We start from the raw sequence: 22,712 nt of genomic DNA, 5'->3' as shown, positions 1-22,712 counted from the left end.
AAAGCTGTTCCGATGGGGAAGGGCCGCCTGTCCCGGGCCGTCATGGCAAGCGTCGTGGCAGGCGCCACGCTGCTGTCGCTCGTGTTTGCGAGCTTGCCTGCGCGCGCCCAGACGGCGTTCGACCGGCCCGGCGGCGACTACTTCAATCAGCCGATCACATCAGGCGATCCCGAGGACTGCGCGCTGCTGTGCGAGCGCGACCGCAAGTGCCGCTCCTGGAGCTTCAGCTACCCCGACATCGAAGGCGGCTCGGCGATATGCTGGCTGAAGAACACCGTGCCGGCGCGCGTGCCGGGCAATTGCTGCATCTCCGGTGTCCGCGGTGCCGGTGTAATCGAGCCGCGTGTCGAAGGCGTGGAAACGTCGATCGACCGCCCCGGCGGCGACTTGCGCAATTTCGAGCTCAAGGACGGTGAAGGCGAGGACGCCTGCAAGGCCGCCTGCACCGCCGACAACAAGTGCCGCGCGTTCACCTATGCCCGCCCGGGCTATACCGGTCGCGAAGCGCGCTGCTACCTGAAAAAGGACATCAAGCCGCCGCGCCGGAAAGCGGGGTTTACGTCGGGCGTGGTGCGGTAGCACGCGGCTATCACCGCCGTCATTGCGAGCGTAGCGAAGCAATCCAGCAACCCTCCGCGGCGGCAGTCTGGATTGCTTCGTCGCTTCGCTCCTCGCAATGACGGGGAGAATGAAGTGGGCATCCTACTCCGCCGCAATCACCGTGAGCTCCGGCCACAGTGCCTTCCATCGTGCGGCTTTCACTGCGTAATTCGCCGCCGAAAAATTCGGGCCCGGATTGGGCCGCGCGATCAGCCCCGCGACATCGTCGAAGCCGTGCGGCGCGTAGACCTCGTAGCCGTTGCCTGCGCGCCTGACGCCCACTTGCGTGTTCTGCGTCAGGAAGCGGTCGATGCCATCCGTCGAGCGCATCAGCGGCGGATAGGGCAGGCCGTGCTTGTCGGGATACCACAGGTGCACGCGCGCCTGGTTGCGGGTCTCGATCTTGACGCCGAGATGACCGAGCCGCGCATGCACGTCCCGGATCACCGCATCCTCCGCCTCCCATGAGGTATCAGGATCGAAATAGAAAATGTCGTAGTCGGAGATACCGTGATCGAGCGGGCGGCCCGTGAGCGCGTTCCACGCGGTCTGCACCAGGCATCCCGAGACCAGCCATGCGTCGGGCAGCGCAAGCCGCGCGAGCTCGTCGATGATCGTAACGTTGACGGGATTTCTCAGCGCGAGCGCAAGGAATTCGTCACGGTTCATCGCGAGGTGAGGAGACTTCCGCTCAGTGCACGGCGGTGAAGAACCGCGCGAGCCGGAAACCTGACAGCCAGGTCCAGACCGGCTGGCCGCGCATGCCGAGGTCCCAGGAGCCGAGCACGGCATCCGCACGTCCGACCAGATTGTCGACCGGCAGCAGGCCGACGCCGCCGGAACGCAGGGGCACGCGGCTGTCGGCGGAATTATCGCGGTTATCGCCGAGCACGAAGAGATGGCCCGGCGGTACCTTCACCTCCTGTGTGTTGTCGAGCGGGCCGTTGTCGCGCATCTTGAAGATCAGGTGCGAGACGCCGTTCGGCAGCGTCTCGACATAGCGATAGGCAGGCTCGCTGCCGCCATTGTCGTCCTCGGCAGCGCCAACGCCATCCGGCTTCAGCTCGGCGGGACGGTCGTTGATGAAGAGCTGGCCCTGCCGCATCTGGATGCGGTCGCCGGGAAGCCCGACGACGCGCTTGACCCAGGCCTGCGAGCGATCGCCGGGCCAGCGGAACACCACGACGTCGCCCTGCTTCGGCGTCTCGGCGAACACGCGCCCGGTCTCGGGCAGGTTGATCTGGATCGGCAGCGACGAGGTGCCGTAGCCATAGGGGAATTTCGAGGCGAGCAGTGCGTCGCCGATCAACAGTGTCGGCTCCATCGAGCCCGACGGCACGTAGAACGGCTCGGCGAGCGCGCCCTTGGCGATGAACACGGCGGCGACGATGCCGGCCAGCTGCATCAGCTGGCCAGCCCAGCCGCTGCTCTTCCGCTTGGGAGCGGCAGTTACCTTCTCAACGCTCATGCGCCCGTTCCACCCACCGTAATGCGTTCCATCAGAAGTGACGGCTGGCCGACGCCGACCGGCACGCCCTGGCCGTTCTTGCCGCAGGTGCCGATGCCGGTATCGAGCGCGAGGTCGTTGCCGATCATGCGGATGCGATGCAAATCGGTCGGCCCGTTGCCGATCAGCATGGCGCCCTTCAGCGGCGCGCCGATCTTGCCGTTCTCGATCTTGTAGGCCTCGGTGCACTGGAACACGTATTTGCCCGAGGTGATGTCGACCTGGCCGCCGCCGAAATTCGCGGCGAACACGCCGTTCTTCACCGACGCCAAAATCTCGGCCGGATCGCGGTCGCCCGCGAGCATGTAGGTGTTGGTCATGCGCGGCATCGGGACATGGGCATAGCCCTGGCGGCGGCCATTGCCGGTCGGCTTCATGTTCATCAGGCGCGCGTTCTGGCGGTCCTGCATATAGCCGACCAGGATGCCGTCCTCGATCAGCACGGTGCGATTGGTCGGTGTGCCCTCGTCGTCGATCGACAGCGAGCCGCGGCGCGAGGCAATGGTGCCGTCGTCGACCACGGTAACGCCCTTGGCCGCGACCTGCTGGCCCATCAGGCCGGCAAAGGCCGAGGTCTTCTTGCGGTTGAAGTCGCCTTCGAGGCCGTGGCCGACCGCTTCATGCAGCATCACGCCGGGCCAGCCGGCGCCGAGCACCACGTCCATCTCGCCGGCGGGGGCGGGAATCGATTCCAGATTGACGAGGGCCTCGCGCAGCGCGCCGTCGGCGGCGTCGCGCCAGTTCTTGCTCTCGATGAATTCGGCATAGCCGGCGCGGCCGCCATAGCCCTTGCTGCCGCTCTCCTGGCGGTCGCCTTGACCTGCAACGACGGAGACGTTGACGCGCACCAGCGGGCGGATGTCGCGATAGCTCTCGCCGTCGGGCCGCAGGATCTCGACCACCTGCCAGGTCGCGCCCAGGCTGACGCTAACCTGCCGCACCCGCGGATCCTTGTCGCGCAGATAGGCGTCGATCTCGGCGAGCAGTTTGACTTTCGTCTCGAAGCCCGGCGCATCGAGCGGATTGTCGTCGCCATACAGCCGTACATTGGTGTGAGGGGGCGGCGCGGCAAAACTGCCGGAATAGCCGCCGCGCACCGCCGCGACCGCGTCAGCGGCGCGAATCAGCGCCGGCAGCGACACGTCGGAGGAGTGGGCGTAGCCCACGGCATCATCCTTGACCGCGCGTAAGCCAAAACCCTGCGAGGTGTCGTAGGTCGCCTGCTTCAGCCGCCCGTTGTCGAACATCAGCGCTTCGGTCTGGCTGTACTCCAGGAACAGCTCACCGTCGTCGGCACCGGCAAGCCCGCGCACGAGCTCGTGGCGAACCTGGTCGCGGTCGAGATTGGCACGGTCGAGCAGGGAGGTTGTGGCAGGGTTGGTCATCGATCACCCATTGTCTTGGAGATGTCAGGCAAGATAATGGCTTCGCGGCCGTTCGGCGAGAGGGCGGGGCGTCACATTACCGAAACGACATGATTGAAATCATTGCAATATCTGAAGCGCATGTCGAAAGCTTCCACCGGGCGCTGGATACGGTCGCGCGGGAGCGGCGATATCTTGCTTTTCTGGAGGCGCCGCCGCTCGAGGCGACGCGGAGCTTCGTCCTCGACATGATCGCGCAGCGGAATCCGCAATTCGTCGCCCTTTCCGGCACGGACGTTGTCGGCTGGTGCGATGTTCAGCGGCTGTCCCGCCCGATTCACGCCCATGGCGGCATCCTCGGTATGGGCCTTTTGCAGCCGTTTCGAGGCCAGGGTCTGGGGACGCGGCTGATACGGCATGCCCTCGACGCCGCGCGCGCCGCAGGCATGTCGAGGGTCGAGCTGTCCGTTCACGAGAACAACGCGAATGCGATCGCGCTCTATCAAAAGGTTGGCTTCGTCATCGAGGGCTTGCAGCGCAACGCGAACAAGATCGACGGTGTGTACGGGAATGTGATCCTGATGGCGCTGTTGTTTTAGCGGGGTCGCCTACGGCAGCTTGTCATAGCCCTCACCCAGCCCGTTCAGGCTGAGCGGGAAGCCGATGCCCTCTTCCGGCGTCTCGAAGATGATGAAGGTGGCGGTCTTGGCGGTGCGGAGCTGGCCGAGCAGCTTGTCGTCCATGACGACTTCGGCGACGCAGCCATTGGGCAGGCAGCGGACGAAGCCGGCGCGGCCGACGTCCTGGTTGTCGAGCTTGAGGCCGAGGCCGGAGGGCAGGAGGACGCCGAGCGGGGCGACCACGCGCATCAGGCGGCTCTTCTGGTCGGCAGTTTTGAGCACGATCACGGTCAGGCCGGCATTGGAGCGGTCTTCCGCGACGACGCTCTGGATCAGGGCGCATTGCTCGGTCTGGGCGCCCGGCGGGGTGTCGCAGCGGATCTGCCAGTCGCCATGAACGGAGCGCACCGCGCCCTGCGCATGGGCGAGCCCCGGCAGCGCCATGACGATGGCGGCTGCCAGCAGGGCCGCCAGCATCGTGAGGCCGCTAGCCTGCCTCTTAGCCCGCCTTGCCATGCCTCTCGAAAACCCCATCGGGTCGGTCCCTCTGCTCGCCTGGGTCGCTCGCCCTTGGCGGACTAATTTGGCGGACTGATACGGGAATGACGGCGTCTTGAAGGCAATTCGCAAGCAAATTCCGCGCCGCCCACACCGCCATCGCCCGCACGAATCAGGTTCCTGCGCGGCTGTCTGACAGTGCCTACCGCGGGCAATTCCGCTGTCAAGCCGCGGCATCCCGGGAAACGGTATTTTTGTCTGATCTTACTGGGAAATATCTTGCGGGTGATCGCGGGCAGACAGGGCTCAAGACTGCATTGCGATAGATCAAGAATTATGGTTTGAGAGGCTTGATTTCGGCGTTTGAGCGATCTGGCCCCAATTCCTCTTAGAGGTATTCTTGCGTGGCGGTTTGTCAGAGGTTCGGATCGAATAAGCGTTTCCCAAAAATAGGGGAATGCACTTGGGGTGATTTCGTAAGGGGAGCGGGACGGCATGAGGATGTCGATGGGCCAGGTAGGCCGGCACTTGCTGGGATTGGCCGTGGCGGGTCTGACACTGGCGACGGGCGGAGCGGCATTCGCCGAGCTCGGGCAGCCGAAGCCGTGGGAATGGACGCTTCAGGAATCCGGTTCCCCGGTGATGGACAACATCGTCTGGTTCCATAATTTCCTGTTCGTCCTGATCACCGTGATTACGCTGTTCGTTCTGGCGTTGCTGGTGATCGTGGTCATGAAGTTCAACGCGAAGGCCAATCCGGTGCCGTCGCGGACCACGCACAACACGCTGATCGAGGTGGCGTGGACGCTCGTTCCGGTGCTGATCCTGGTCGGTATCTCGGTGCCGTCGTTCCGCCTGCTGTTCCTCGAGCTGGACGTGCCGAAGGCGGATTTGACCATCAAGGCCACCGGCAAGCAGTGGTACTGGTCCTATGCCTACCCTGACAACGGCAAGTTCGAGTTCGACTCGCTGATGGCCCAGGACAAGCAGCCCCGCCTGCTCGGTGTCGACAACGAGATGGTGGTGCCGGTCAACAAGGTGATTCGCGTTCAGGTCACTGGCGCCGACGTCATCCACGCCTTCGCGCTGCCGGCTTTCGGCGTCAAGATCGATGCCATTCCGGGGCGGCTGAACGAGACCTGGTTCAAGGCCACCAAGGTCGGCATGTTCTACGGCCAGTGCTCGGAGCTCTGCGGCAAGGATCACGCCTTCATGCCGATCGCGATTCGCGTCGTGGAGGACAAGGAGTTCGCCTCCTGGGTCGAGACGGCGAAGAAGAAATATGCGAGCGGCGGCACCAGCACCTACGCCTCCGCGGCCGGCCCGACGCAATAAGCGCCGGGTGACGGTTCGAGGGGACTGAAAGCGACAAAAAGGGCGGGACCGCATAAGGTCCGCATGGGACGCAAGGCAGGATTTGAAAATGGCAACGAGCGCAGCGGCACACGGCGATCACGCGCAAGACCACGGACATGACGAGCACGCCCATCCGACCGGATGGCGCCGCTACGTCTATTCGACCAACCACAAGGACATCGGCACGATGTACCTGATCTTCGCGGTCATCGCCGGCGTGATCGGTGCCGCGATGTCGATCGCGATCCGTGCCGAGCTGATGTATCCGGGCGTGCAGATCTTCCACGAGACGCACACCTACAATGTGTTCGTGACCTCTCACGGCCTGATCATGATCTTCTTCATGGTCATGCCCGCGATGATCGGCGGCTTCGGCAACTGGTTCGTGCCGCTGATGATCGGCGCGCCCGACATGGCGTTCCCGCGCATGAACAACATCTCGTTCTGGCTGCTGCCGGCCTCGTTCGCGCTGCTGCTGATGTCGACCTTCGTCGAGGGCGAGCCCGGCGCCAACGGCGTCGGCGCCGGCTGGACCATGTATGTGCCGCTGTCGAGCTCGGGCCATCCCGGCCCGGCCGTCGACTTCGCGATCCTGTCGCTCCATCTGGCGGGCGCCTCGTCGATCCTCGGCGCCATCAACTTCATCACCACCATCTTCAACATGCGCGCGCCGGGCATGACCCTGCACAAGATGCCGCTGTTCGTGTGGTCGATCCTGGTGACGGTGTTCCTGCTGCTGCTGTCGCTGCCGGTGCTCGCCGGTGCAATCACCATGCTGCTCACCGACCGCAATTTCGGCACGACGTTCTTCGCGCCCGACGGCGGCGGCGACCCCGTGCTGTTCCAGCATCTGTTCTGGTTCTTCGGTCACCCCGAGGTCTACATCCTGATCCTGCCCGCCTTCGGCATGATCAGCCAGATCGTCTCGACCTTCTCGCGCAAGCCCGTGTTCGGCTACCTCGGGATGGCCTACGCCATGGTCGCGATCGGCGGTATCGGCTTCGTGGTGTGGGCGCACCACATGTACACGGTTGGCATGTCCTCGGCGACGCAGGCCTATTTCGTCGCCGCGACGATGGTGATCGCGGTCCCGACCGGTGTGAAGATCTTCTCGTGGATTGCCACGATGTGGGGCGGCTCGATCGAATTCCGCGCCCCGATGATCTGGGCCGTGGGCTTCATCTTCCTGTTCACGGTCGGCGGCGTCACCGGCGTCGTGCTCGCGAATGCGGGCGTCGACCGCGTGCTGCAGGAGACCTACTACGTTGTCGCGCACTTCCACTACGTGCTGTCGCTCGGCGCGGTGTTCGGAATCTTCGCCGGCTGGTACTACTGGTTCCCGAAGATGTCGGGCTACATGTACAATGAGACGCTGGCGAAGGCGCACTTCTGGGTCACCTTCATCGGCGTCAATTTGGTGTTCTTCCCGCAGCACTTCCTCGGCCTGTCGGGCATGCCGCGCCGCTATGTCGACTATCCCGACGCGTTCGCCGGCTGGAACCTGGTCTCCTCGGTCGGCTCCTACATCTCCGGCTTCGGTGTCCTGATCTTCCTCTACTGCGTGCTCGACGCCTTCATGAAGAAGGTGCCGGCTGGCGACAATCCCTGGGGTGCCGGTGCGACCACGCTGGAGTGGACGCTGCCCTCGCCGCCGCCCTTCCATCAGTTCGAAGTGCTGCCCCGCGTGCAGTGATCGATCTCCCGCGGCGCCCATAACGGGCGCCGCGGCGCTATAACGAAGCGAGTTGAATTAGTGTCCGTGCTCGACCAGAACGCCATCGACATCAACCCCCGCATCTCCGAAGCGGAGGTTGGCGACTATCTCGCGCTGCTCAAGCCGCGGGTGATGTCGCTGGTTATCTTCACCGCACTGGTCGGAATGGCGATGGCGCCCGGGCATTTCCACTGGGTGCTGGCGATCACCTCGCTGCTCTGCATCGCGGTCGGCGCCGGCGCCTCCGGCGCGCTCAATATGGCGCTCGAAGGCGACATCGACGCCAAGATGTCGCGCACGGCCAACCGGCCGATCCCGCGCGGCCGCATCACGCGCCCCGAGGCGATGGCGTTCGGCGTGACGCTCGCCTTCTTCTCGGTGATGACGCTCGGCATCCTCGTCAACTGGATCGCGGGTGCGCTGCTCGCCTTCACTATCTTCTTCTACGTCGTGATCTACACGATGGGCCTGAAGCGCTGGACCGCGCAGAACATCGTGATCGGCGGCGCCGCCGGCGCGCTGCCGCCGGTGGTGGCGTGGGCCGCGGTCACAGGTACGGTCGATGTCGAGCCGCTGCTGCTGTTCGCGATCATCTTCTTCTGGACGCCGCCGCACTTCTGGGCGCTGGCGCTGTTCCGCTCCGACGACTACGCGCGCGCCGGCATTCCGATGCTGCCCAATGTCGCCGGTCCGGACGCGACGCGACTGCAGATCCTGCTCTACACCATCGTGCTGATCGCGGTGGCCGCCGCGCCCTGGGCGCTCGGCTATTTCGACGCCATCTACGGTATCGTTTCGCTGATCCTCGGCGCCGGCATGCTGATGCTCGCGATCAACGTCTATCTCCGCCGGACGCGAGCTGCGTCGCTGCGTGCGACCCGAAAACTGTTTGCCTTCTCGATCCTGTATCTGTTCGTGCTGTTCGCGACCTTGCTGGCCGAGGTCGTGTTCCGGGCGCTCGCTCCGATGGTTGGGGGCGCATGATTGCTGAGATGGCTGACAAACCCGAGCCAGATGGAATCGTCCTCACCGAGGCGCAGCAGAAAAGCCGTCGTCAGCGTTCCATCGCCATTGCTTTGGCGCTCGGCGTGCTCGTCGTGCTGTTCTTCGCCGTCACCATGGTCAAGGGACCGGCAGTGCTAATCCGGCCGATGTAGGTAAGATGGATCACGAGCCGACCATATCGCGGGATCAGAGCCGGACGGCCAAAAAGGGGCGTTCGAAGAGCCTCGGTCGTGACGTGCTGGTCGCCTCGATCTGCGGCGGCGTGGTTGCGCTGATGGTTGGCGCGTCCTACGCGGCGGTGCCATTCTACAACTGGTTCTGCCGCGCCACCGGCTTCAACGGTACGACCCAGGTCGCGACCTCGGCGCCGGCCACAGGGCCGATCGCGCGCAAGATCGCGGTGCGGTTCGATTCCAACGTCGCGCCCGGCCTGCCCTGGAAATTCGAGCCGGAGCAGAACGAGATCGAGGTCAATATCGGCCAGGTCGTGACCGTCTTCTACACAGTGACCAACCAGGCGGCGCGCACCACCGCCGGTCAGGCCGCCTACAATGTCGCGCCGCTGACGGTCGGCTCCTACTTCCAGAAGATCAACTGCTTCTGCTTCACCGAGCAGACCATGGCGCCTGGCGAGAAGCGCGAGATGCCGGTCGTGTTCTATGTCGATCCGTCGATCGCCGACGATCACGAGAACGACGGGCTGAACACGATCACGCTGTCCTACACGTTCTATCCGGTGAAGGATCCGGTCGTGAAACCGCTGGCATCGGGCGAGGATGACAAACGCAAGGGAAATCTCTGACCGCCGGCGTACGCCGCGAGGGTTGGAAACAAGGGGATAAGTGCCTGATAGGCACGGGATTGAGGAGAGAGACGGAAATGGCTACGGCGCAAGGCAAGCATCACGACTACCACTTGGTCGATCCCTCTCCGTGGCCGGTGGTCGGCTCCATCTCGGCCTTCATCATGGCGGTCGGCGCGATCACCTGGATGCACCACATGTTCTCGGCCGCGCCGATCATCTTCGGTGTCGGCACCGTCGGCGTGCTCTACACCATGGCGAGCTGGTGGGGAGACGTGATCAAGGAAGCCCAGTACAAGGGCGACCACACCCGCGTCGTGCAGATCCATCACCGCTACGGCATGATCCTGTTCATCGCCTCCGAGGTGATGTTCTTCGTGGCCTGGTTCTGGGCCTATTTCAACGCGGCGCTGTTCCCGGCCGATGCCGTTCACGCCACCCGCGACGCGGTGTTCGGCTGCGGCCTCGGCACCGCGGCCGGCGCCTGCTCCGTCCCCGGCACCTGGCCGCCCCATGGCATCGAGACCTTCGATCCCTGGCATCTTCCGCTCCTGAACACGCTGATCCTGCTGACCTCAGGCACCACCGTGACCTGGGCGCACCACGCACTGCTCGAGAACGATCGCCAGGGCCTGAAGTACGGTTTGATCCTCACCGTCGTGCTCGGCGCGCTCTTCACCTGCGTGCAGGCCTATGAGTACAGCCACGCGGCGTTCTCGTTCGCTGGCAACGTCTATGGCGCGACCTTCTTCATGGCGACCGGCTTCCACGGTTTCCACGTATTGGTCGGCACCATCTTCCTGCTGGTCTGCCTGTTCCGCGCCTATGCGGGCCACTTCACACCGACGCAGCATCTCGGCTTCGAGTTCGCCGCCTGGTACTGGCACTTCGTCGACGTGGTCTGGCTGTTCCTGTTCCTGTGCATCTACGTGTGGGGACACGGTGCCGAGACCATGGCGCACGGCGCGCACTGAGCGGGCTGAAATCGGATTGAGAAAGGGCGGCCTCGAGGCCGCCCTTTCGCTTTCCGGCGGCCCGAGGCTTCCCAGAAACTGTGATAGGGTCCTTCGCCATGAACGACACCGCCGGCAAATCCGAGCCCGAAACCACCGTCCTGCAAAGCGCGCTGCGCGGGCTTGCGTGCAAATGCCCGCGCTGCGGCCAGGGCAAGCTCTATGCGGGTTTCCTCACGCTTGCTCCCGCTTGCGCGAAATGCGGCCTCGACTACGCCTTCATCGATACCGGCGACGGCCCTGCGATCTTCATCATCATGCTGGCCGGTGCGATCGTGGTCGGCTGCGCGCTCGTCGTTGAGGTCAAATACCAGCCGCCGTACTGGCTGCATGCGGTCCTCTGGCTGCCGTTGATTCTGGCCACCACGCTGCTGCCGCTGCGCGCGATGAAGTCGCTGCTGATCGCGCTGCAATTCCACCACAAGGCAGCGCCGGGCCGGCTGGTCGACCGCGCGAAATGAACGAGACCGCGCGCAAGCCTCGCGTGGCCGGCTTCGCGCTGTTCACGCTGTTCCTGACTGCCGTCTTCGTCGCGCTCGGCCTCTGGCAATTGCAGCGCCGGACGGCCAAGCACGAGCTCGTCGCGGCGCTCACCGAGCGCCTTGCCGACGCGCCGATCGCGCTGCCGCCGCCTTCGCAATGGGCCGCGCTGAACCCCACGCGCGATGAATTCCGCCGCGTCAGCTTCACGGCGACCTACGCAACCCTGCCCGATGCGATGGTCTATTCGTCCGGCTCGGCCGTGCGCAAGGACGCGTCAGGCCCCGGCACCTGGGCGTTCCTGCCGGCACGGCTTCCGACCGGCCAGATGGTCGTGATCGATGCGGGCTTCGTCGAGAACACGATGCAGGACCGCAGCGTCGAGGATCGCGCGGTGAAGAAGCTCGTGACCGGCGCATCCGTCATGCTCACCGGCTATCTTCGCTTTCCCGAGCCACCTGGTTGGATGACGCCGGCCGAGAACCGCGACAAGCGGCTGTGGTTCGTGCGCGATCATCTGGCGATCGCGAGCGCCCTCGGCTGGGGCGCGGTTGCGCCGTTCTACATTGATCTGGAGCAGCCGGCGCCCGAGAACGGCATCCCACGTCCGGGTCCGCTCGACGTGCACCTGAAAGACGATCACCTGCAATATGCCATCACCTGGTTCGCTCTCGCAGGCGCGGTGCTGATCGCCTTCGGCGTCTGGGTGAGGGGACGGCGTTCGAGCTGAGTTATCCGTAGGTTCCCGGGCGGAACCCGGTATCGCCCGGACTTTATTATTCAGCGCATATTCACGAAGGTGAACTTAAGCCGCAGGCAAATTTTGCGGCATTGAGGATTCTGGCGTGAGCGATTTTGATCAGATGGGAATTGTCGTCGACTGGGTGGATGCCTGCCGGAAGGGCGATCTTGCGACCCTGCTCGACCTCTATGCCGACGACGCCGAAGTCGCATGCACGTGCGACGGCACGCACTTCTCCTATCGCGGACGTCGCGAGCTCGAAACCTATTGGGGGCCGCGGCTCAGCGCGTTCTCGTCGGCCGGCTTCGGTCTGGAAGAGATCAATCCGGTGCCTGATGGCGTCGATCTCGAATATTCCGTCGCGGGCTCACTGCGTGTTCACGCCTCGTTTCGCTTCAGTGCGGAAGGCAAGATCTACAGCACGCTGTGCACGCCGTCGCGCCAGAACGCCCACGACGGCTGCGCGTGCTAGCCTTGCGCCGGCGCATCTCGCACCGTCTCCACCGGCAGGCGGCAGCGCACATAGGTTCGCTCATTCGCACGCAGCAATGACAGTGATCCGCTGAGCGCACGCACGCGCTCATGCATGCCGGTCAGGCCCCGGCCGAACACGTTATCGGCGGGAAAGCCGCCGCCATCGTCGGAGATCTCGATGGCGAGCACCTCGCCGGAAACGGTCGCCTGCACATCGGCATTGCTTGCCCCGGCATGGCGCAGCACGTTGGTCAGCGCCTCCTGGATAACGCGGTAGACGGTCTGCGCCAGCGGCCCGTCGACCTCGTTGAGATCAGGATCGACCGTGGCCGTCAGGCCGATATAGGGCGCCTGCTTGCGAAAGTTCCGGAGCAGCGTCTGCACGCTGGTCGCGAGGCCCAATTCCTCGATATAGAGCGGCCGCAGCCGGTCGAGGATGCGGCGGTTGGTCTGCTGGAGGGCCTCGACCGATTGCAGCACCTCCTGCGCCGAATTGCCGAGATGTCCCACCGGTGCTGAGGCCTCGATCAGCGAGACCGTGCCCGCGCGGATGCTGAACAGCAGCGGGCCGAGCTCGTCGTGCAGCTCGCGGGCGAGATCGCGCCGCTCGTCGTCCTGGAGCGATACCAGGCGGTGCAGCAGGTCGCGGTTGTCCTGGCTCAATTGCGCGAGCGTCGCAGCCAGCGCGTTGGCCTCCTCGCAGCTTTGCCGGATTTCCGGCGGTCCCCTGACCGCGATCGGCACAGTGTAGTCGCCACGTCGCATCCGTGTGAGCCCTTCGCCGAGATATTGCAGCGGGCGCAGGGCCGATCCCGCGAAGGCATAGGCAATCGTGCCCGTGATCACCATCAGCGCGACGACCAGGCCGGTGAGCGCGAGGAAGCTGATCCATTTCTCGAACAGGTCGGCCGACAGGTCCGGCACGAACAAGAGATCGCCGACGTGCCTGCCGTCGATCATCACCGGGGACGGGGCGTCCATGTCCGGGATGGTGAGGAGGTCCACGAACCATTGCGGCACGCCATGCGGCTTGCGCAGGCCGTCCTTCGGCGAGGACGCGGGACCCGCATCCACGGCATGGAATTGGATATCGGAGGAGGTGTCCAAAGAATGGACGAAGGCATCAAGCGCCTGCCGCGGATTGTCCGATGCGCGCAGGGTGCTGTTGAGCGCGGCGGCGACCGCCCGGGTCGAACGCCGCCCCGGCTCGTTCTCGTCGGCGAGCTGGCCCACTGCGAAGGTCTGGAGCAGCACGCCGCCAATGATCAGCGCCGCGAGGAAGCTGACGCCGAGCGGAAGAAACAGTTGCGTCCTGAAGGAGAGCCGTTGCCACATTAGGTCAATTCTAACGCGTCTTGGCAGGATTCTCTCTTTCCATTTGTTCCCGCCGGTCTATGAGTCGAAAAACAAGAGAGCGCACGATGCAAGATACCGCCAAGCCGGCGACCAAGGTCCTGATCGTCGACGACCATCCCGTGGTGCTGTCAGGTTGCCGCACCCTTTTCGCATCCGACCATTCGATCCGCATCGACGAGGCGACGGACGCCAAGTCAGGGCATCGCGCCTATATCAGCAAGCGGCCCGATGTTACCGTGATCGACATCAGCCTGCCCGACGTCTCCGGCTTCGAGCTGATGCGGCGGATCCGCAAGGACGACCCCGACGCCAAGATCATCATGTTCAGCATGAACGACGATCCGGCCTTCGTGGTGCGGGCGGTCGAGCTGGGCGCACAGGGCTACGTCTCCAAGGGAGACGATCCCAGGGTTCTGCTGAAAGCGGTGCGCAAGGTGGTGGCGGGCGACAATTTCATCTCGCCGCAGCTCGCGGAAGCGGTGACGTTCTCCGGCGCCGCGATCAAGGCCAACCCGGCCTCGCAGATGACGCCGCGAGAGCTTGAAATTCTCCGCCTGTTAGGGCGCGGCGACAAGATCGTCGAAGTCGCCGAGGCACTCGGCATCTCCTACAAGACCGTCGCCAACACCACGTCCCTGCTCAAGCAGAAGCTGGGGGCCAAGAACCATTCCGACCTGATTCGAATCGCCGTGGAAATCGGGATGGGCTGACGTGCCGCCAGCGACCGAACCGGCTGCTCCAGGATGCAGCGGTTCGGTCGACGGATCGGCGCGCGCCGCGCGGCCGGGCAACGCATGGTCGGCGGCGGTCGCCATCCGCCGACACAATTGGCTGAGGCGGCGTTCGTTCCTGTCCCGATCAATGATTCAGGAAAAAGCGGCAAAACGGGCGTGCCGCCGCCTGCTGATGCCAGGCGGCGTTCGTGCGGGCCGGGAAAAACAGGAACATTTGCGAGCCTACGCGGTTTTGGCCCTTGACGATCTCATGACAGGCGACGAAAGCTTTCACGAACAGATTTAGCGGGCAGGCGCCCGGACGAGCCAAACCGGTCTGCACAAATCAACGACAGACCTTCCAAGAGAGGGGCTGCGGCATCGCCGCAGCCCTTTTTCGCTGGACCGGATGCAGGCGGGAAGCGGTTTCCCGATGCCGCAAAACACTTTATGGTGGCCCGAAGCCACTGGCTGTTGACAAGTAATTTCGTAAAATCAAAGGCTTACGGATCTGGCTCAGGCTCGGCCGGCCTTTGGAGGGCAGTTTGACTCGTTATATCTCGACCCGGGGCGAGGCCCCCGAACTGGGCTTCTGCGACGTGATGCTGACCGGGCTTGCCCGCGACGGCGGACTGTATGTGCCGGCGACGTGGCCGCAGCTCTCGGCCGAGACCATCGCCGGCTTCTTCGGCCGCCCCTATTGGGAGGTCGCGGTTGACGTGATCCGTCCCTTCGTCGGCGGCGAGATCACCGATGCCGAGCTCGGCCGCATGGCCAACGAAGCTTATGCCACCTTCCGCCATCCGGCCGTGGTGCCGCTGCGCCAGATGTCGCCGCACCAGTTCGTGCTGGAGCTGTTCCACGGTCCGACGCTCGCCTTCAAGGACGTGGCGATGCAGCTGATCTCGCGGCTGATGGACCATGTGCTCGCCAAGCGCGGCCAGCGCACCACCATCGTGGTCGCGACGTCAGGCGACACCGGCGGCGCCGCTGTTGATGCGTTTGCGGGCCTCGAGAATGTCGATCTCATCGTGCTGTTCCCGCACGGCCGCATCTCCGAGGTGCAGCAGCGCATGATGACGACGACAGGCGCGGCCAATGTCCACGCGCTTGCCGTCGAAGGCAATTTCGACGACTGCCAGGCGCTCGTGAAGGGGATGTTCAACAACCACCGCTTCCGCGATGCGACCTCGCTCTCCGGCGTCAATTCCATCAACTGGGCGCGCATCGTCGCCCAGGTGGTCTACTACTTCACCTCCGCTGTTGCCGCCGGCGCGCCGGCGCGCGCGGTGGATTTCGTCGTGCCGACCGGAAATTTCGGCGACATCTTTGCCGGCTATGTCGCCAAGCGCATGGGCCTCCCCGTGCGCACCCTGCGCATCGCCGCCAACGTCAACGACATCCTGGCGCGTACGCTGAAGACCGGCATCTACGAGGTCCGCGAGGTGCATGCGACGGCGTCGCCGTCGATGGACATCCAGATCTCCTCGAATTTCGAGCGGCTGCTGTTCGAGGCCGGCGGGCGCGATGCCGCCGGCGTGCGCCGGCTCATGGACTCGCTGAAGCAGTCGGGGCGCTTCGTGCTGCCTGACGCGACGCTTGCCGCGATCCGCGAGGAGTTCGACGCCGGGCGTGCCGACGAGACCGAGACCGCTGCCGCGATCCGCGCCGCCTGGCGCGAGGCGGGCGAACTGGTCGATCCCCATACTGCAGTCGCGCTCGCCGTCGCCGATCGCGACACGACCGACACCACGGTTCCCAGCATCGTGCTGTCTACCGCCCATCCGGCCAAATTTCCCGATGCCGTCGAAGCGGCCTGCGGCCAGCGGCCGCAACTGCCGGCCTGGCTCGACGGTCTCATGACCAAATCCGAACACATGAAGGTGATGAAGAACGATCAGGCCGAGGTCGAGCGGTTCGTGCTGTCGGTCAGCCGCGCCGCAAAACAGGGAGTTACCGGATGAGCGTCGAGATTTCCAAGCTTGCGTCCGGCCTGACCATCGTCACCGACAAGATGCCCCATCTCGAGACCGCGGCGCTCGGCGTCTGGGCCGGTGTCGGCGGGCGTGACGAGAAGCCCAACGAGCACGGCATCTCGCATCTGCTCGAACACATGGCGTTCAAGGGCACCACCAAGCGCTCCTCGCGCGAGATCGTCGAGGAGATCGAGGCGGTCGGCGGTGACCTCAATGCCGGCACCTCGACCGAGACCACGTCCTATTATGCGCGGGTGCTGAAGGCCGACGTGCCGCTGGCGCTCGACGTGCTCGCCGACATCCTGGCCAATCCCGCCTTCGAGCCCGACGAGCTCGAGCGCGAGAAGAACGTCATCGTGCAGGAGATCGGCGCGGCGCAGGACACGCCGGACGACGTCGTGTTCGAGCATCTCAACGAGCTCTGCTATCCCGACCAGCCGATGGGCCGTTCGCTGCTCGGCACTGCCAAGACGCTGCGCGCCTTCAACCGCGACATGCTGCGCGGCTATCTGTCGACCCATTATCGCGGGCCCGACATGGTGGTGGCGGCGGCAGGTGCCGTCGATCACAGCCAAGTGGTCGCCGAGGTCGAGAAGCGCTTTGCGAGTTTCGAGGGGACGCCGGGTCCGAAGCCGCAGGCGGCCATGTTTGGCAAGGGTGGCGCCAAGGTGGTGCATCGCGAGCTCGAGCAGGCGCATCTGACGCTGGCGCTCGAAGGCGTACCGCAGGGCGATCTGTCGCTGTTCTCGCTCCAGGTCTTCACCAACATCCTCGGCGGCGGAATGTCGTCGCGGCTGTTCCAGGAGGTGCGCGAGAAGCGCGGCCTCTGCTATTCGATTTACTCATTCCACGCGCCCTATACGGACACCGGCTTCTTCGGCCTCTACACCGGCACCGATCCGGCCGATGCGCCGGAGATGATGGAAGTCGTCGTCGACATCATGAATGATTCGGTGGAGACCCTGACCGAAGGCGAGATCGCCCGCGCCAAGGCGCAGATGAAGGCGGGCCTGCTGATGGCGCTGGAAAGCTGCTCGTCCCGCGCCGAGCAGCTTGCCCGCCATGTGCTGGCCTATGGCCGGCCGCAGACGGTGGAGGAGCTGGTGGCCCGGATCGACGCCGTCAGCGTCGAATCGACCCGGGACGCGGCACGTGCGCTGCTTTCGCGTAGCCGCCCTGCAGTTGTCGCATTAGGCAGTGGCAGGGGTCTGGACACGGCGGTGTCTTTTGCGGAAGGATTGACCCGGGCACGTGCCAAGGCGCGGCTGCATTAGGAGCCGCGCACGGGCTGATCTGCCCCGGGAAGCATCACCATGGCCCTCTTTCGCCTGCCATCCAGTGGACCCGCCGCTCTCGCGCCGCGCGGCAACGGGCTTTTACTGCGCGCGCCGCAGATGTCGGACTTCCTGCAATGGGCGCATTTGCGCGAGTCCAGCCGCGATTACCTGACGCCCTGGGAGCCGATCTGGCCGTCGGACGACCTGACCCGATCCGGCTTCCGCCGCCGCCTGCGCCGCTATTCCGAGGACATCGCCGCGGACCGCTCCTACCCCTTTCTGATCTTCCGCGAGCTCGACGGCGCCATGGTCGGCGGCATCACGCTTGCCAACGTCCGCCGCGGCATCGTGCAGGCCGGCACCATCGGCTACTGGGTCGGCAAGCCCCATGCCCATCGCGGCTATATGACGGCGGCGCTGCGGGTGCTGCTGCCGACGCTGTTCGGCGAGCTCAATCTGCACCGGGTCGAGGCCGCCTGCATCCCCACCAATGCCCCGTCGATCCGGGTGCTGGAGAAGTGCGGCTTCTCCCGCGAGGGCCTGGCGCGCCGCTATCTCTGCATCAACGGGGTCTGGCAGGACCATCTGCTGTTCGGCCTCCTGCACGAGGATTTCCGCGGCTGAGCCGGCCGATCGGTGCGGCCAAAGTCTCTATCGCCCTGCCTTATTTGCTTGCCTTGGGTTCGCCGATTTTGGCGATATAACGCGCAAGGCTGGCCGGCGATCGGCCAGGATGTTGTCATGGAGTATGGGCGTTGATGGTGAAGGAGCTTCGATCATTGCGGAATGTGCTGCGGCAGGGTCCGGTGATCGTACTGGCGCTCTCGGTGTCGCTTGCGGCCGTCTCGCCGGCCTCGGCGCAGTCGCTGACCGACCGCTTCAAGGGCCTGTTCGGCGGTAAGTCCGACGAGCCGGCCCAGCCCAAGCCGGCGCCCGCGCCCGGCCAGCCGGCCGATGACGACGTCGATTGCCCGCAAGTCACGGTGCGCGCCGGAGCCTCGACCTATGCGGTCGGAGCCACTGGCAAGCCGGCCGTCGGCAATGAGGTCCGCTTCCAGGCCACCATCACCAAAATGGCGCGCGAATGTTTCCGCAACGGCGGCGACATCACGGCCCGGATCGGGATCCAGGGCCGTGTCATCGCCGGTCCCGCGGGCGCGCCGTCTACGGTCGAAGTGCCCCTCCGCGTCGCCGTGGTGCAAGGCGGCGTCGGCGAGAAGGTGATCGCCTCGAAGGCCTACCGGACCACGGTCGGGATGCAGGAGGGCGGCAGCGTGCCCTTCACCTTTGTCGCCGAGGATCTGTCCTATCCGATCCCGTCAGCCGCGACCGCCGATTCCTACGTCTTCTATGTCGGCTTCGACCCGCAGGCGCTCGCGCCGGAGCCGAAGGCAAAGGGGAAGAAGAAGTAGGTCTGTCGCGTGCCCCGGACGCGGCGCAGCGCGTAGCGGTGCGACGCAGAGCCGGGGCCCAGGAGCTGCGGATACATGGGTCCCGGCTCTGCGTCGCGTCATTTCATGCCGCGCCGCGTCCGGGACACGAGAGTCTTTCAGCCAAACAAAAAGCCGGCGCTCATTGCGCCGGCTTTTTGATTGATGAGAGCCAAACCCCTCAGTTCAGCTTCTGCCGAACCTCGCTGATGCTCTTGGTGAGCAGGTCGTCGGCAACCTGGCCCTTGACCGACTGCGACAGGATCGTGGAGGCGGCCTGGACGGCGGCTTCCGCGGCTGCAGCGCGGACATCGGCCAGCGCCTGGGCCTCGGCGAGCGCGATCTTGCTCTCCGCGGTCTTGGTACGGCGTGCCACGAAGTCTTCCACCTTTGCCTTGGCCTCGGTCGCGATGCGCTCGGCCTCGCTCCTGGCGTTGGCGATGATGTCGGCGGCCTCGCGTTCGGCCGAAGCGGTACGCGCCTTGTAGTCGGCGAGCACCTTGGCGGCTTCCTGCTTGAGACGCGTCGCGTCGTCGAGCTCGGCCTTGATGCGGTCGGCGCGATGGTCGAGCGCAACCATCGCCTTCTTGAAGACCCCGAGGTAGCCGAACACGACCATCAGGATCACGAAGGCAATGGCGACCCAGGTTTCAGGATCGAAGAACATATCGACTAACCCTTCAAGGACGCATCAACGGCGGCGCTGACCGATGCGGCATCCGGAACGACGCCGGTGAGCTGCTGCACGATCTGGCCTGCCGCGTCGGCCGCGATACCGCGGACGTTGCTCATGGCGGTCGCACGCGTCGAGGCGATGGTCTTTTCCGCCTCGGCGAGCTTGGCCGCCAGTTGCTCTTCCAGCGCCTTGCGCTCGGCGTCCGCCTGCGCATTCGCCTTGTCGCGGGATTCGTTGCCGATCGCCTGTGCCCGCGTGCGCGCCGAAGCGAGCTCGCTTTCATAGGCCTTCAACGCCGCGTCGGACTGGTCCTTCAGCGTCTGCGCTTCGGCGAGGTCGCCCTCGATCTTGTTCTGACGCGCCTCGATCGCACCGCCGACCTTCGGCAGAGCGAGCTTGGACACGATCACGTAAAGCACGACGAAGAAGATCGCGAGTGACACCAGCTGCGAAGCATAGGTGCTGCTCTCGAACGGCGGAAAGCCGCCACCGTGACCACCTTCGGCCTCGGTGTGGGCGCCCGCCGCTGGACCCTTCGCCCCGCCATGACTCTCAGCCATGGAGTACTCCTGTTGCTGTCATGCGCGCCGCTTCGGTCGAAGCGGCGCGAAGAACGTCGTCCTCAGAGCGGAACGAACAGCAGCAGCAGCGCGATCAGCAGCGAGAAGATGCCGAGCGCTTCGGTCACGGCGAAGCCGAAGATCAGGTTGCCGAACTGGCCCTGAGCGGCCGAGGGGTTGCGAACGGCTGCGGCGAGGTAGTTGCCGAAGATCACGCCGACGCCGACGCCTGCGCCGCCCATGCCGATGCATGCGATGCCCGCGCCGATAAGTTTTGCTGCTGCCGGATCCATTTTAGACTCCTTGGAAGAAAGATTGGGTTTTGGGTGGAAATTCCCCGGACCGCTCAGTGTCCCGGATGAATGGCGTCGTTGAGGTAGATGCAGGTCAGGATCGCGAACACGTAGGCCTGGAGGAACGCGACCAGAATCTCGAGAGCGTACAGCGCGACCGTGAGCGCCAGCGGCAGCACGCCGCCGACCCAGCCCAGCGCCCCGAGCGAGAAGCCCAGCATGGCGACGAAGCCCGCGAACACCTTCAGCGCGATATGGCCGGCCAGCATGTTGGCGAACAGACGGACGCTGTGGGAGACCGGCCGCAGGAAGAACGACAGGATCTCGATGAACATCACCAGCGGCAGGATGTAGCCGGGGACACCGTGGGGCACGAAGATCGAGAAGAATTTCAGGCCGTTCTTGGCAACGCCGTAGATCAGGACGGTGAAGAAGACCAGCAGCGCGAGCGCCGCGGTGACGATCAGATGGCTCGAGATCGTGAAGGTGTAGGGAATGATGCCGATCAGGTTCGAGACGCAGATGAACATGAACAGCGAGAAGATCAGCGGGAAGAACTTCATGCCTTCCGAGCCGGCCGTCGAACGGATGGTCGAGGCGACGAATTCGTAGGAGATTTCGGCGACCGACTGCAGGCGCCCGGGAACCAGCTGCGCGCCGCTGGCAAGCATCAGGAGCGAGATGATCGCCACGGCCACCAGCATGTAGAGCGATGAATTGGTGAAGGCGATCGTCTGATTGCCGATATGGCCGATCGTGAAGAGAGGCTCGATGTTGAACTGGTGGATCGGATCGATTTTCATCAGCGCGGCATCTCTTGTCTGCCGGGCGATGCCGGCGGGTCTCGGTCTGCCGGCCGGGCCGGCCCGTACCAGCGAGGCCGGTACGATCATTTCTCTCCTGTGTGGATCGCTTAAGAACCACCGCGCCTGTTTTGACCCGCGCCTGCCGTTCTCACCACATTCACCACGCCGGCGACGAAGCCAAGCAGCAGGAACACGATAAATCCGAAAGGCGACGTCGACAGCAAGCGGTCGAACCCCCAGCCAATCCCCGCTCCGACAGCGACACCGGCGACCAACTCGGAGGATAACCGGAAACCAAGCGCCATCGCCGAGGCTCTGGCCGCCTTGTCTTCACCGTCACCTGCGGGTTGCTCGGTCTTGACGTGGCGGCCGCGAAACTCGGACAACCGTTGATCAAGATTTCCGAGCCGTTCGGAAAGCGCAGCTTCCTCGGACGATCTATCGCGATCTCCATTCCCGCCGTGTCCCGTGCCCTGTGTCATGCAACGAAGACCCGAAACGACGCGGCTGAATGGAAATTACGCCCGCCACCCTCAAAAGCCGCGCGGACCATACTGATGGCCCATAATCAAGTCAAGCCAAGTCACGATTGCGTCGATTTCTATTATGTATCTGATTTATTTGGTGATATTGGCGTGCGCGGCAGCGCTGCACACAGCGTGACGCCGCACCGCAGCAGCTCTCCTCAGGATCGGCGAATGCAGCCGCCATTTCGCCGCGCTGCCGGGATCAAACGGGGCGTCGGGATCGTTGATTTCGAGCGTGTGTTTTTGGCGGCGGGTGGTCTCGCCGGGGTGTAGAATTGCGGATGTGCCACCTGCGCATCGTGGCGGAGAGTGCGATGAGACCAGCGAAATCATCCACAGCATCTTGGCTTGCGGCAACGGCGCTTGCCGCGGTGATGGCAACTGGCGGCCTCGTGGCCGCGCAATCGGCGCCGGACAGCGAAAATGGCCGCTACAGCATGACGCCGATCCCCGAGGGCGTGCTGCGGCTCGACACCCGCACCGGCACGATGTCGACCTGCACCAGGAACGGCGCCGGCTGGGCCTGCTATGCGGTGCCGGACGAGCGCGCCGCATTCGATGCCGAGATCGGCAGGCTCCAGACTGAGGTCGAGAAGCTGAAGGGGCAGTTGGCGGCCGGACCGACCGTCTCGGGCAAGATCGACGATGCGCTGCCGAAATCGGATCCGCTCAAAAAGGCGGAGCCGAAGACTGCCGAGGGTGACCGCAAGATCGAGATCCCGCTGCCGAGCGACCAGGATATGGACCGCGTGATGTCATTCCTGGAAAAGGCCTGGCGCCGGCTGATCGACATGGCCAACCGCGTGCAGAAGGACGTGTCGGGGAAGATTTGAGGACCCTTATCTACTTTCCACGCGTTGAGCTCTCGTCGGGTGGACAAAGGCGTTCTTACGCCGTGCCCACCATGCCTCTACAACGATGAA

At 64.6% G+C, this 22,712-nt stretch carries 29 protein-coding genes; 19 read left to right on the top strand and 10 right to left on the bottom strand.

All coding sequences use genetic code 11. The features are described from left to right. The first annotated feature begins 12 nt into the window (after positions 1 to 12). Positions 13 to 579, top strand: coding sequence for a PAN domain-containing protein (locus AC1RR3_RS30530; RefSeq protein WP_492827642.1), 567 nt, complete (start codon positions 13 to 15; stop codon positions 577 to 579). 123 nt (positions 580 to 702) lie between these two features. On the opposite strand, the gene AC1RR3_RS30525 is transcribed toward AC1RR3_RS30530, so the two are convergent. From AC1RR3_RS30525 to tldD, 3 genes are read right to left on the bottom strand one after another with little or no spacing between them, the layout of a single operon-like run. Then, positions 703 to 1,269 (bottom strand): nucleotidyltransferase family protein, encoded by a 567-nt coding sequence (locus tag AC1RR3_RS30525; RefSeq protein WP_492827640.1) that lies wholly within the window; start codon positions 1,267 to 1,269, stop codon positions 703 to 705. Positions 1,270 to 1,291: 22 nt separating this feature from the next. Then, entirely contained in the window at positions 1,292 to 2,068 is a 777-nt protein-coding gene (gene lepB / locus AC1RR3_RS30520; RefSeq protein ID WP_492827638.1) for a signal peptidase I, read from the bottom strand. Then, positions 2,065 to 3,492, bottom strand: a complete 1,428-nt coding sequence (tldD, locus tag AC1RR3_RS30515; RefSeq protein WP_492827636.1) for a metalloprotease TldD — start codon at positions 3,490 to 3,492, stop codon at positions 2,065 to 2,067. The genes lepB and tldD overlap by 4 nt, the downstream gene beginning before the upstream one ends. A gap of 89 nt (positions 3,493 to 3,581) precedes the next feature. Between tldD and AC1RR3_RS30510 the strand changes: the two genes are divergently transcribed. Then, entirely contained in the window at positions 3,582 to 4,070 is a 489-nt protein-coding gene (locus AC1RR3_RS30510) for a GNAT family N-acetyltransferase (protein ID WP_492827634.1), read from the top strand. A 9-nt stretch (positions 4,071 to 4,079) separates the two neighbouring features. On the opposite strand, the gene AC1RR3_RS30505 is transcribed toward AC1RR3_RS30510, so the two are convergent. Further along, the gene (locus AC1RR3_RS30505; protein WP_492827632.1) at positions 4,080 to 4,625 is read right to left on the bottom strand and encodes an invasion associated locus B family protein; all 546 of its coding nucleotides are present in this window, start codon (positions 4,623 to 4,625) and stop codon (positions 4,080 to 4,082) included. A 459-nt stretch (positions 4,626 to 5,084) separates the two neighbouring features. Here AC1RR3_RS30505 and coxB point away from each other — a divergent pair, with 459 nt between their 5' ends. The 9 genes from coxB to AC1RR3_RS30460 all read left to right on the top strand — a co-directional run bounded on the left by coxB (position 5,085) and on the right by AC1RR3_RS30460 (position 12,173). Then, positions 5,085 to 5,924 carry a cytochrome c oxidase subunit II gene (gene coxB, locus AC1RR3_RS30500; RefSeq protein WP_492827630.1) on the top strand — a complete coding sequence of 280 codons (840 nt, stop codon included), beginning with the start codon at positions 5,085 to 5,087 and terminating at the stop codon, positions 5,922 to 5,924. Between the two features lie 88 nt (positions 5,925 to 6,012). Next, complete coding sequence (gene ctaD / locus AC1RR3_RS30495; RefSeq protein ID WP_492827628.1) at positions 6,013 to 7,638, top strand: cytochrome c oxidase subunit I; 1,626 nt, start codon at positions 6,013 to 6,015, stop codon at positions 7,636 to 7,638. Between the two features lie 60 nt (positions 7,639 to 7,698). Next, positions 7,699 to 8,643, top strand: coding sequence for a heme o synthase (locus tag AC1RR3_RS30490; protein WP_492827626.1), 945 nt, complete (start codon positions 7,699 to 7,701; stop codon positions 8,641 to 8,643). Continuing rightward, positions 8,640 to 8,816, top strand: coding sequence for a cytochrome c oxidase system small membrane protein (locus AC1RR3_RS30485; RefSeq protein ID WP_492827624.1), 177 nt, complete (start codon positions 8,640 to 8,642; stop codon positions 8,814 to 8,816). Before AC1RR3_RS30490 ends, AC1RR3_RS30485 begins: the two co-directional genes overlap by 4 nt. Before the next feature lie 5 nt (positions 8,817 to 8,821). Further along, a complete protein-coding gene (locus tag AC1RR3_RS30480) occupies positions 8,822 to 9,466 on the top strand; it encodes a cytochrome c oxidase assembly protein (RefSeq protein WP_492827622.1) in 645 nt (214 codons plus the stop codon). A 77-nt stretch (positions 9,467 to 9,543) separates the two neighbouring features. Beyond that, positions 9,544 to 10,440, top strand: a complete 897-nt coding sequence (locus AC1RR3_RS30475) for a cytochrome c oxidase subunit 3 (RefSeq protein WP_492827620.1) — start codon at positions 9,544 to 9,546, stop codon at positions 10,438 to 10,440. A gap of 98 nt (positions 10,441 to 10,538) precedes the next feature. Beyond that, positions 10,539 to 10,940: a DUF983 domain-containing protein gene (locus AC1RR3_RS30470; RefSeq protein WP_492827619.1), complete on the top strand. Its 402-nt coding sequence runs from the start codon at positions 10,539 to 10,541 to the stop codon at positions 10,938 to 10,940. Continuing rightward, positions 10,937 to 11,689, top strand: coding sequence for an SURF1 family protein (locus AC1RR3_RS30465; RefSeq protein ID WP_492827617.1), 753 nt, complete (start codon positions 10,937 to 10,939; stop codon positions 11,687 to 11,689). Before AC1RR3_RS30470 ends, AC1RR3_RS30465 begins: the two co-directional genes overlap by 4 nt. 115 nt (positions 11,690 to 11,804) lie before the next feature. Next, positions 11,805 to 12,173 carry a nuclear transport factor 2 family protein gene (locus AC1RR3_RS30460; RefSeq protein WP_492827615.1) on the top strand — a complete coding sequence of 123 codons (369 nt, stop codon included), beginning with the start codon at positions 11,805 to 11,807 and terminating at the stop codon, positions 12,171 to 12,173. On the opposite strand, the gene AC1RR3_RS30455 is transcribed toward AC1RR3_RS30460, so the two are convergent. After that, entirely contained in the window at positions 12,170 to 13,510 is a 1,341-nt protein-coding gene (locus AC1RR3_RS30455; RefSeq protein ID WP_492827613.1) for a histidine kinase, read from the bottom strand. The two genes, AC1RR3_RS30460 and AC1RR3_RS30455, sit on opposite strands and share 4 nt — an antisense overlap. A gap of 86 nt (positions 13,511 to 13,596) precedes the next feature. Here AC1RR3_RS30455 and AC1RR3_RS30450 point away from each other — a divergent pair, with 86 nt between their 5' ends. The 6 genes from AC1RR3_RS30450 (at position 13,597) to AC1RR3_RS30425 (ending at position 18,909) form a co-directional block, all read left to right on the top strand. Next, entirely contained in the window at positions 13,597 to 14,241 is a 645-nt protein-coding gene (locus AC1RR3_RS30450; RefSeq protein WP_492827611.1) for a response regulator transcription factor, read from the top strand. 1 nt (position 14,242) lies between these two features. Then, on the top strand, positions 14,243 to 14,551 hold the full coding sequence (locus tag AC1RR3_RS30445) for a hypothetical protein (RefSeq protein WP_492827609.1): 309 nt from the start codon (positions 14,243 to 14,245) through the stop codon (positions 14,549 to 14,551). A 238-nt stretch (positions 14,552 to 14,789) separates the two neighbouring features. Next, positions 14,790 to 16,208: a threonine synthase gene (gene thrC, locus AC1RR3_RS30440; RefSeq protein WP_492827607.1), complete on the top strand. Its 1,419-nt coding sequence runs from the start codon at positions 14,790 to 14,792 to the stop codon at positions 16,206 to 16,208. Continuing rightward, the gene (locus AC1RR3_RS30435; RefSeq protein WP_492827605.1) at positions 16,205 to 17,494 is read left to right on the top strand and encodes a M16 family metallopeptidase; all 1,290 of its coding nucleotides are present in this window, start codon (positions 16,205 to 16,207) and stop codon (positions 17,492 to 17,494) included. The genes thrC and AC1RR3_RS30435 overlap by 4 nt, the downstream gene beginning before the upstream one ends. 39 nt (positions 17,495 to 17,533) lie before the next feature. Continuing rightward, positions 17,534 to 18,121 carry a GNAT family N-acetyltransferase gene (locus AC1RR3_RS30430; protein ID WP_008139934.1) on the top strand — a complete coding sequence of 196 codons (588 nt, stop codon included), beginning with the start codon at positions 17,534 to 17,536 and terminating at the stop codon, positions 18,119 to 18,121. A gap of 134 nt (positions 18,122 to 18,255) precedes the next feature. Then, positions 18,256 to 18,909, top strand: coding sequence for a hypothetical protein (locus AC1RR3_RS30425; protein WP_492827603.1), 654 nt, complete (start codon positions 18,256 to 18,258; stop codon positions 18,907 to 18,909). A gap of 199 nt (positions 18,910 to 19,108) precedes the next feature. On the opposite strand, the gene AC1RR3_RS30420 is transcribed toward AC1RR3_RS30425, so the two are convergent. The 5 genes from AC1RR3_RS30420 to AC1RR3_RS30400 all read right to left on the bottom strand — a co-directional run bounded on the left by AC1RR3_RS30420 (position 19,109) and on the right by AC1RR3_RS30400 (position 21,744). Further along, positions 19,109 to 19,594 carry a F0F1 ATP synthase subunit B family protein gene (locus AC1RR3_RS30420; RefSeq protein ID WP_492827601.1) on the bottom strand — a complete coding sequence of 162 codons (486 nt, stop codon included), beginning with the start codon at positions 19,592 to 19,594 and terminating at the stop codon, positions 19,109 to 19,111. Positions 19,595 to 19,599: 5 nt separating this feature from the next. Continuing rightward, the gene (locus AC1RR3_RS30415) at positions 19,600 to 20,163 is read right to left on the bottom strand and encodes a F0F1 ATP synthase subunit B family protein (protein WP_492827599.1); all 564 of its coding nucleotides are present in this window, start codon (positions 20,161 to 20,163) and stop codon (positions 19,600 to 19,602) included. 62 nt (positions 20,164 to 20,225) lie between these two features. Further along, positions 20,226 to 20,456, bottom strand: coding sequence for a F0F1 ATP synthase subunit C (locus tag AC1RR3_RS30410; RefSeq protein WP_007599451.1), 231 nt, complete (start codon positions 20,454 to 20,456; stop codon positions 20,226 to 20,228). A gap of 53 nt (positions 20,457 to 20,509) precedes the next feature. Then, the gene (locus AC1RR3_RS30405) at positions 20,510 to 21,259 is read right to left on the bottom strand and encodes a F0F1 ATP synthase subunit A (RefSeq protein WP_492827851.1); all 750 of its coding nucleotides are present in this window, start codon (positions 21,257 to 21,259) and stop codon (positions 20,510 to 20,512) included. Positions 21,260 to 21,369: 110 nt separating this feature from the next. Next, entirely contained in the window at positions 21,370 to 21,744 is a 375-nt protein-coding gene (locus tag AC1RR3_RS30400; RefSeq protein WP_492827595.1) for an AtpZ/AtpI family protein, read from the bottom strand. On the opposite strand from AC1RR3_RS30400, the gene AC1RR3_RS30395 reads away from it, so the two are divergent. Both AC1RR3_RS30395 and AC1RR3_RS30390 read left to right on the top strand, forming a co-directional pair. Beyond that, on the top strand, positions 21,652 to 22,062 hold the full coding sequence (locus AC1RR3_RS30395) for a hypothetical protein (protein WP_492827859.1): 411 nt from the start codon (positions 21,652 to 21,654) through the stop codon (positions 22,060 to 22,062). The two genes, AC1RR3_RS30400 and AC1RR3_RS30395, sit on opposite strands and share 93 nt — an antisense overlap. Positions 22,063 to 22,103: 41 nt before the next feature. Continuing rightward, positions 22,104 to 22,622 carry a hypothetical protein gene (locus AC1RR3_RS30390; RefSeq protein WP_492827593.1) on the top strand — a complete coding sequence of 173 codons (519 nt, stop codon included), beginning with the start codon at positions 22,104 to 22,106 and terminating at the stop codon, positions 22,620 to 22,622. Positions 22,623 to 22,712: the final 90 nt, after the last annotated feature.

The sequence above is a fragment of the Bradyrhizobium sp. GW821-FHT13H05 genome, from assembly GCF_058804065.1.
The sequence above is the reverse complement of the archived record's forward strand: the minus strand, read 5'-3'. Positions and strand labels throughout refer to the sequence as shown.

Coding starts and splice junctions, on each gene's coding strand:
- AC1RR3_RS30390 (WP_492827593.1), top strand. CDS start 22,104: ATGAGACCAGCGAAATCATCCACAGCATCTTGGCTTGCGGCAACGGCG.
- coxB (WP_492827630.1), top strand. CDS start 5,085: ATGAGGATGTCGATGGGCCAGGTAGGCCGGCACTTGCTGGGATTGGCC.
- AC1RR3_RS30450 (WP_492827611.1), top strand. CDS start 13,597: ATGCAAGATACCGCCAAGCCGGCGACCAAGGTCCTGATCGTCGACGAC.
- AC1RR3_RS30525 (WP_492827640.1), bottom strand. CDS start 1,269: ATGAACCGTGACGAATTCCTTGCGCTCGCGCTGAGAAATCCCGTCAAC.
- AC1RR3_RS30430 (WP_008139934.1), top strand. CDS start 17,534: ATGGCCCTCTTTCGCCTGCCATCCAGTGGACCCGCCGCTCTCGCGCCG.
- AC1RR3_RS30465 (WP_492827617.1), top strand. CDS start 10,937: ATGAACGAGACCGCGCGCAAGCCTCGCGTGGCCGGCTTCGCGCTGTTC.
- AC1RR3_RS30470 (WP_492827619.1), top strand. CDS start 10,539: ATGAACGACACCGCCGGCAAATCCGAGCCCGAAACCACCGTCCTGCAA.
- AC1RR3_RS30485 (WP_492827624.1), top strand. CDS start 8,640: ATGATTGCTGAGATGGCTGACAAACCCGAGCCAGATGGAATCGTCCTC.
- ctaD (WP_492827628.1), top strand. CDS start 6,013: ATGGCAACGAGCGCAGCGGCACACGGCGATCACGCGCAAGACCACGGA.
- AC1RR3_RS30455 (WP_492827613.1), bottom strand. CDS start 13,510: ATGTGGCAACGGCTCTCCTTCAGGACGCAACTGTTTCTTCCGCTCGGC.
- AC1RR3_RS30420 (WP_492827601.1), bottom strand. CDS start 19,594: ATGTTCTTCGATCCTGAAACCTGGGTCGCCATTGCCTTCGTGATCCTG.
- AC1RR3_RS30435 (WP_492827605.1), top strand. CDS start 16,205: ATGAGCGTCGAGATTTCCAAGCTTGCGTCCGGCCTGACCATCGTCACC.
- AC1RR3_RS30405 (WP_492827851.1), bottom strand. CDS start 21,259: ATGAAAATCGATCCGATCCACCAGTTCAACATCGAGCCTCTCTTCACG.
- AC1RR3_RS30415 (WP_492827599.1), bottom strand. CDS start 20,163: ATGGCTGAGAGTCATGGCGGGGCGAAGGGTCCAGCGGCGGGCGCCCAC.
- AC1RR3_RS30410 (WP_007599451.1), bottom strand. CDS start 20,456: ATGGATCCGGCAGCAGCAAAACTTATCGGCGCGGGCATCGCATGCATC.
- AC1RR3_RS30530 (WP_492827642.1), top strand. CDS start 13: ATGGGGAAGGGCCGCCTGTCCCGGGCCGTCATGGCAAGCGTCGTGGCA.
- AC1RR3_RS30480 (WP_492827622.1), top strand. CDS start 8,822: ATGGATCACGAGCCGACCATATCGCGGGATCAGAGCCGGACGGCCAAA.
- tldD (WP_492827636.1), bottom strand. CDS start 3,492: ATGACCAACCCTGCCACAACCTCCCTGCTCGACCGTGCCAATCTCGAC.
- AC1RR3_RS30510 (WP_492827634.1), top strand. CDS start 3,582: ATGATTGAAATCATTGCAATATCTGAAGCGCATGTCGAAAGCTTCCAC.
- AC1RR3_RS30425 (WP_492827603.1), top strand. CDS start 18,256: ATGGTGAAGGAGCTTCGATCATTGCGGAATGTGCTGCGGCAGGGTCCG.
- AC1RR3_RS30475 (WP_492827620.1), top strand. CDS start 9,544: ATGGCTACGGCGCAAGGCAAGCATCACGACTACCACTTGGTCGATCCC.
- AC1RR3_RS30400 (WP_492827595.1), bottom strand. CDS start 21,744: ATGACACAGGGCACGGGACACGGCGGGAATGGAGATCGCGATAGATCG.
- AC1RR3_RS30505 (WP_492827632.1), bottom strand. CDS start 4,625: ATGGGGTTTTCGAGAGGCATGGCAAGGCGGGCTAAGAGGCAGGCTAGC.
- lepB (WP_492827638.1), bottom strand. CDS start 2,068: ATGAGCGTTGAGAAGGTAACTGCCGCTCCCAAGCGGAAGAGCAGCGGC.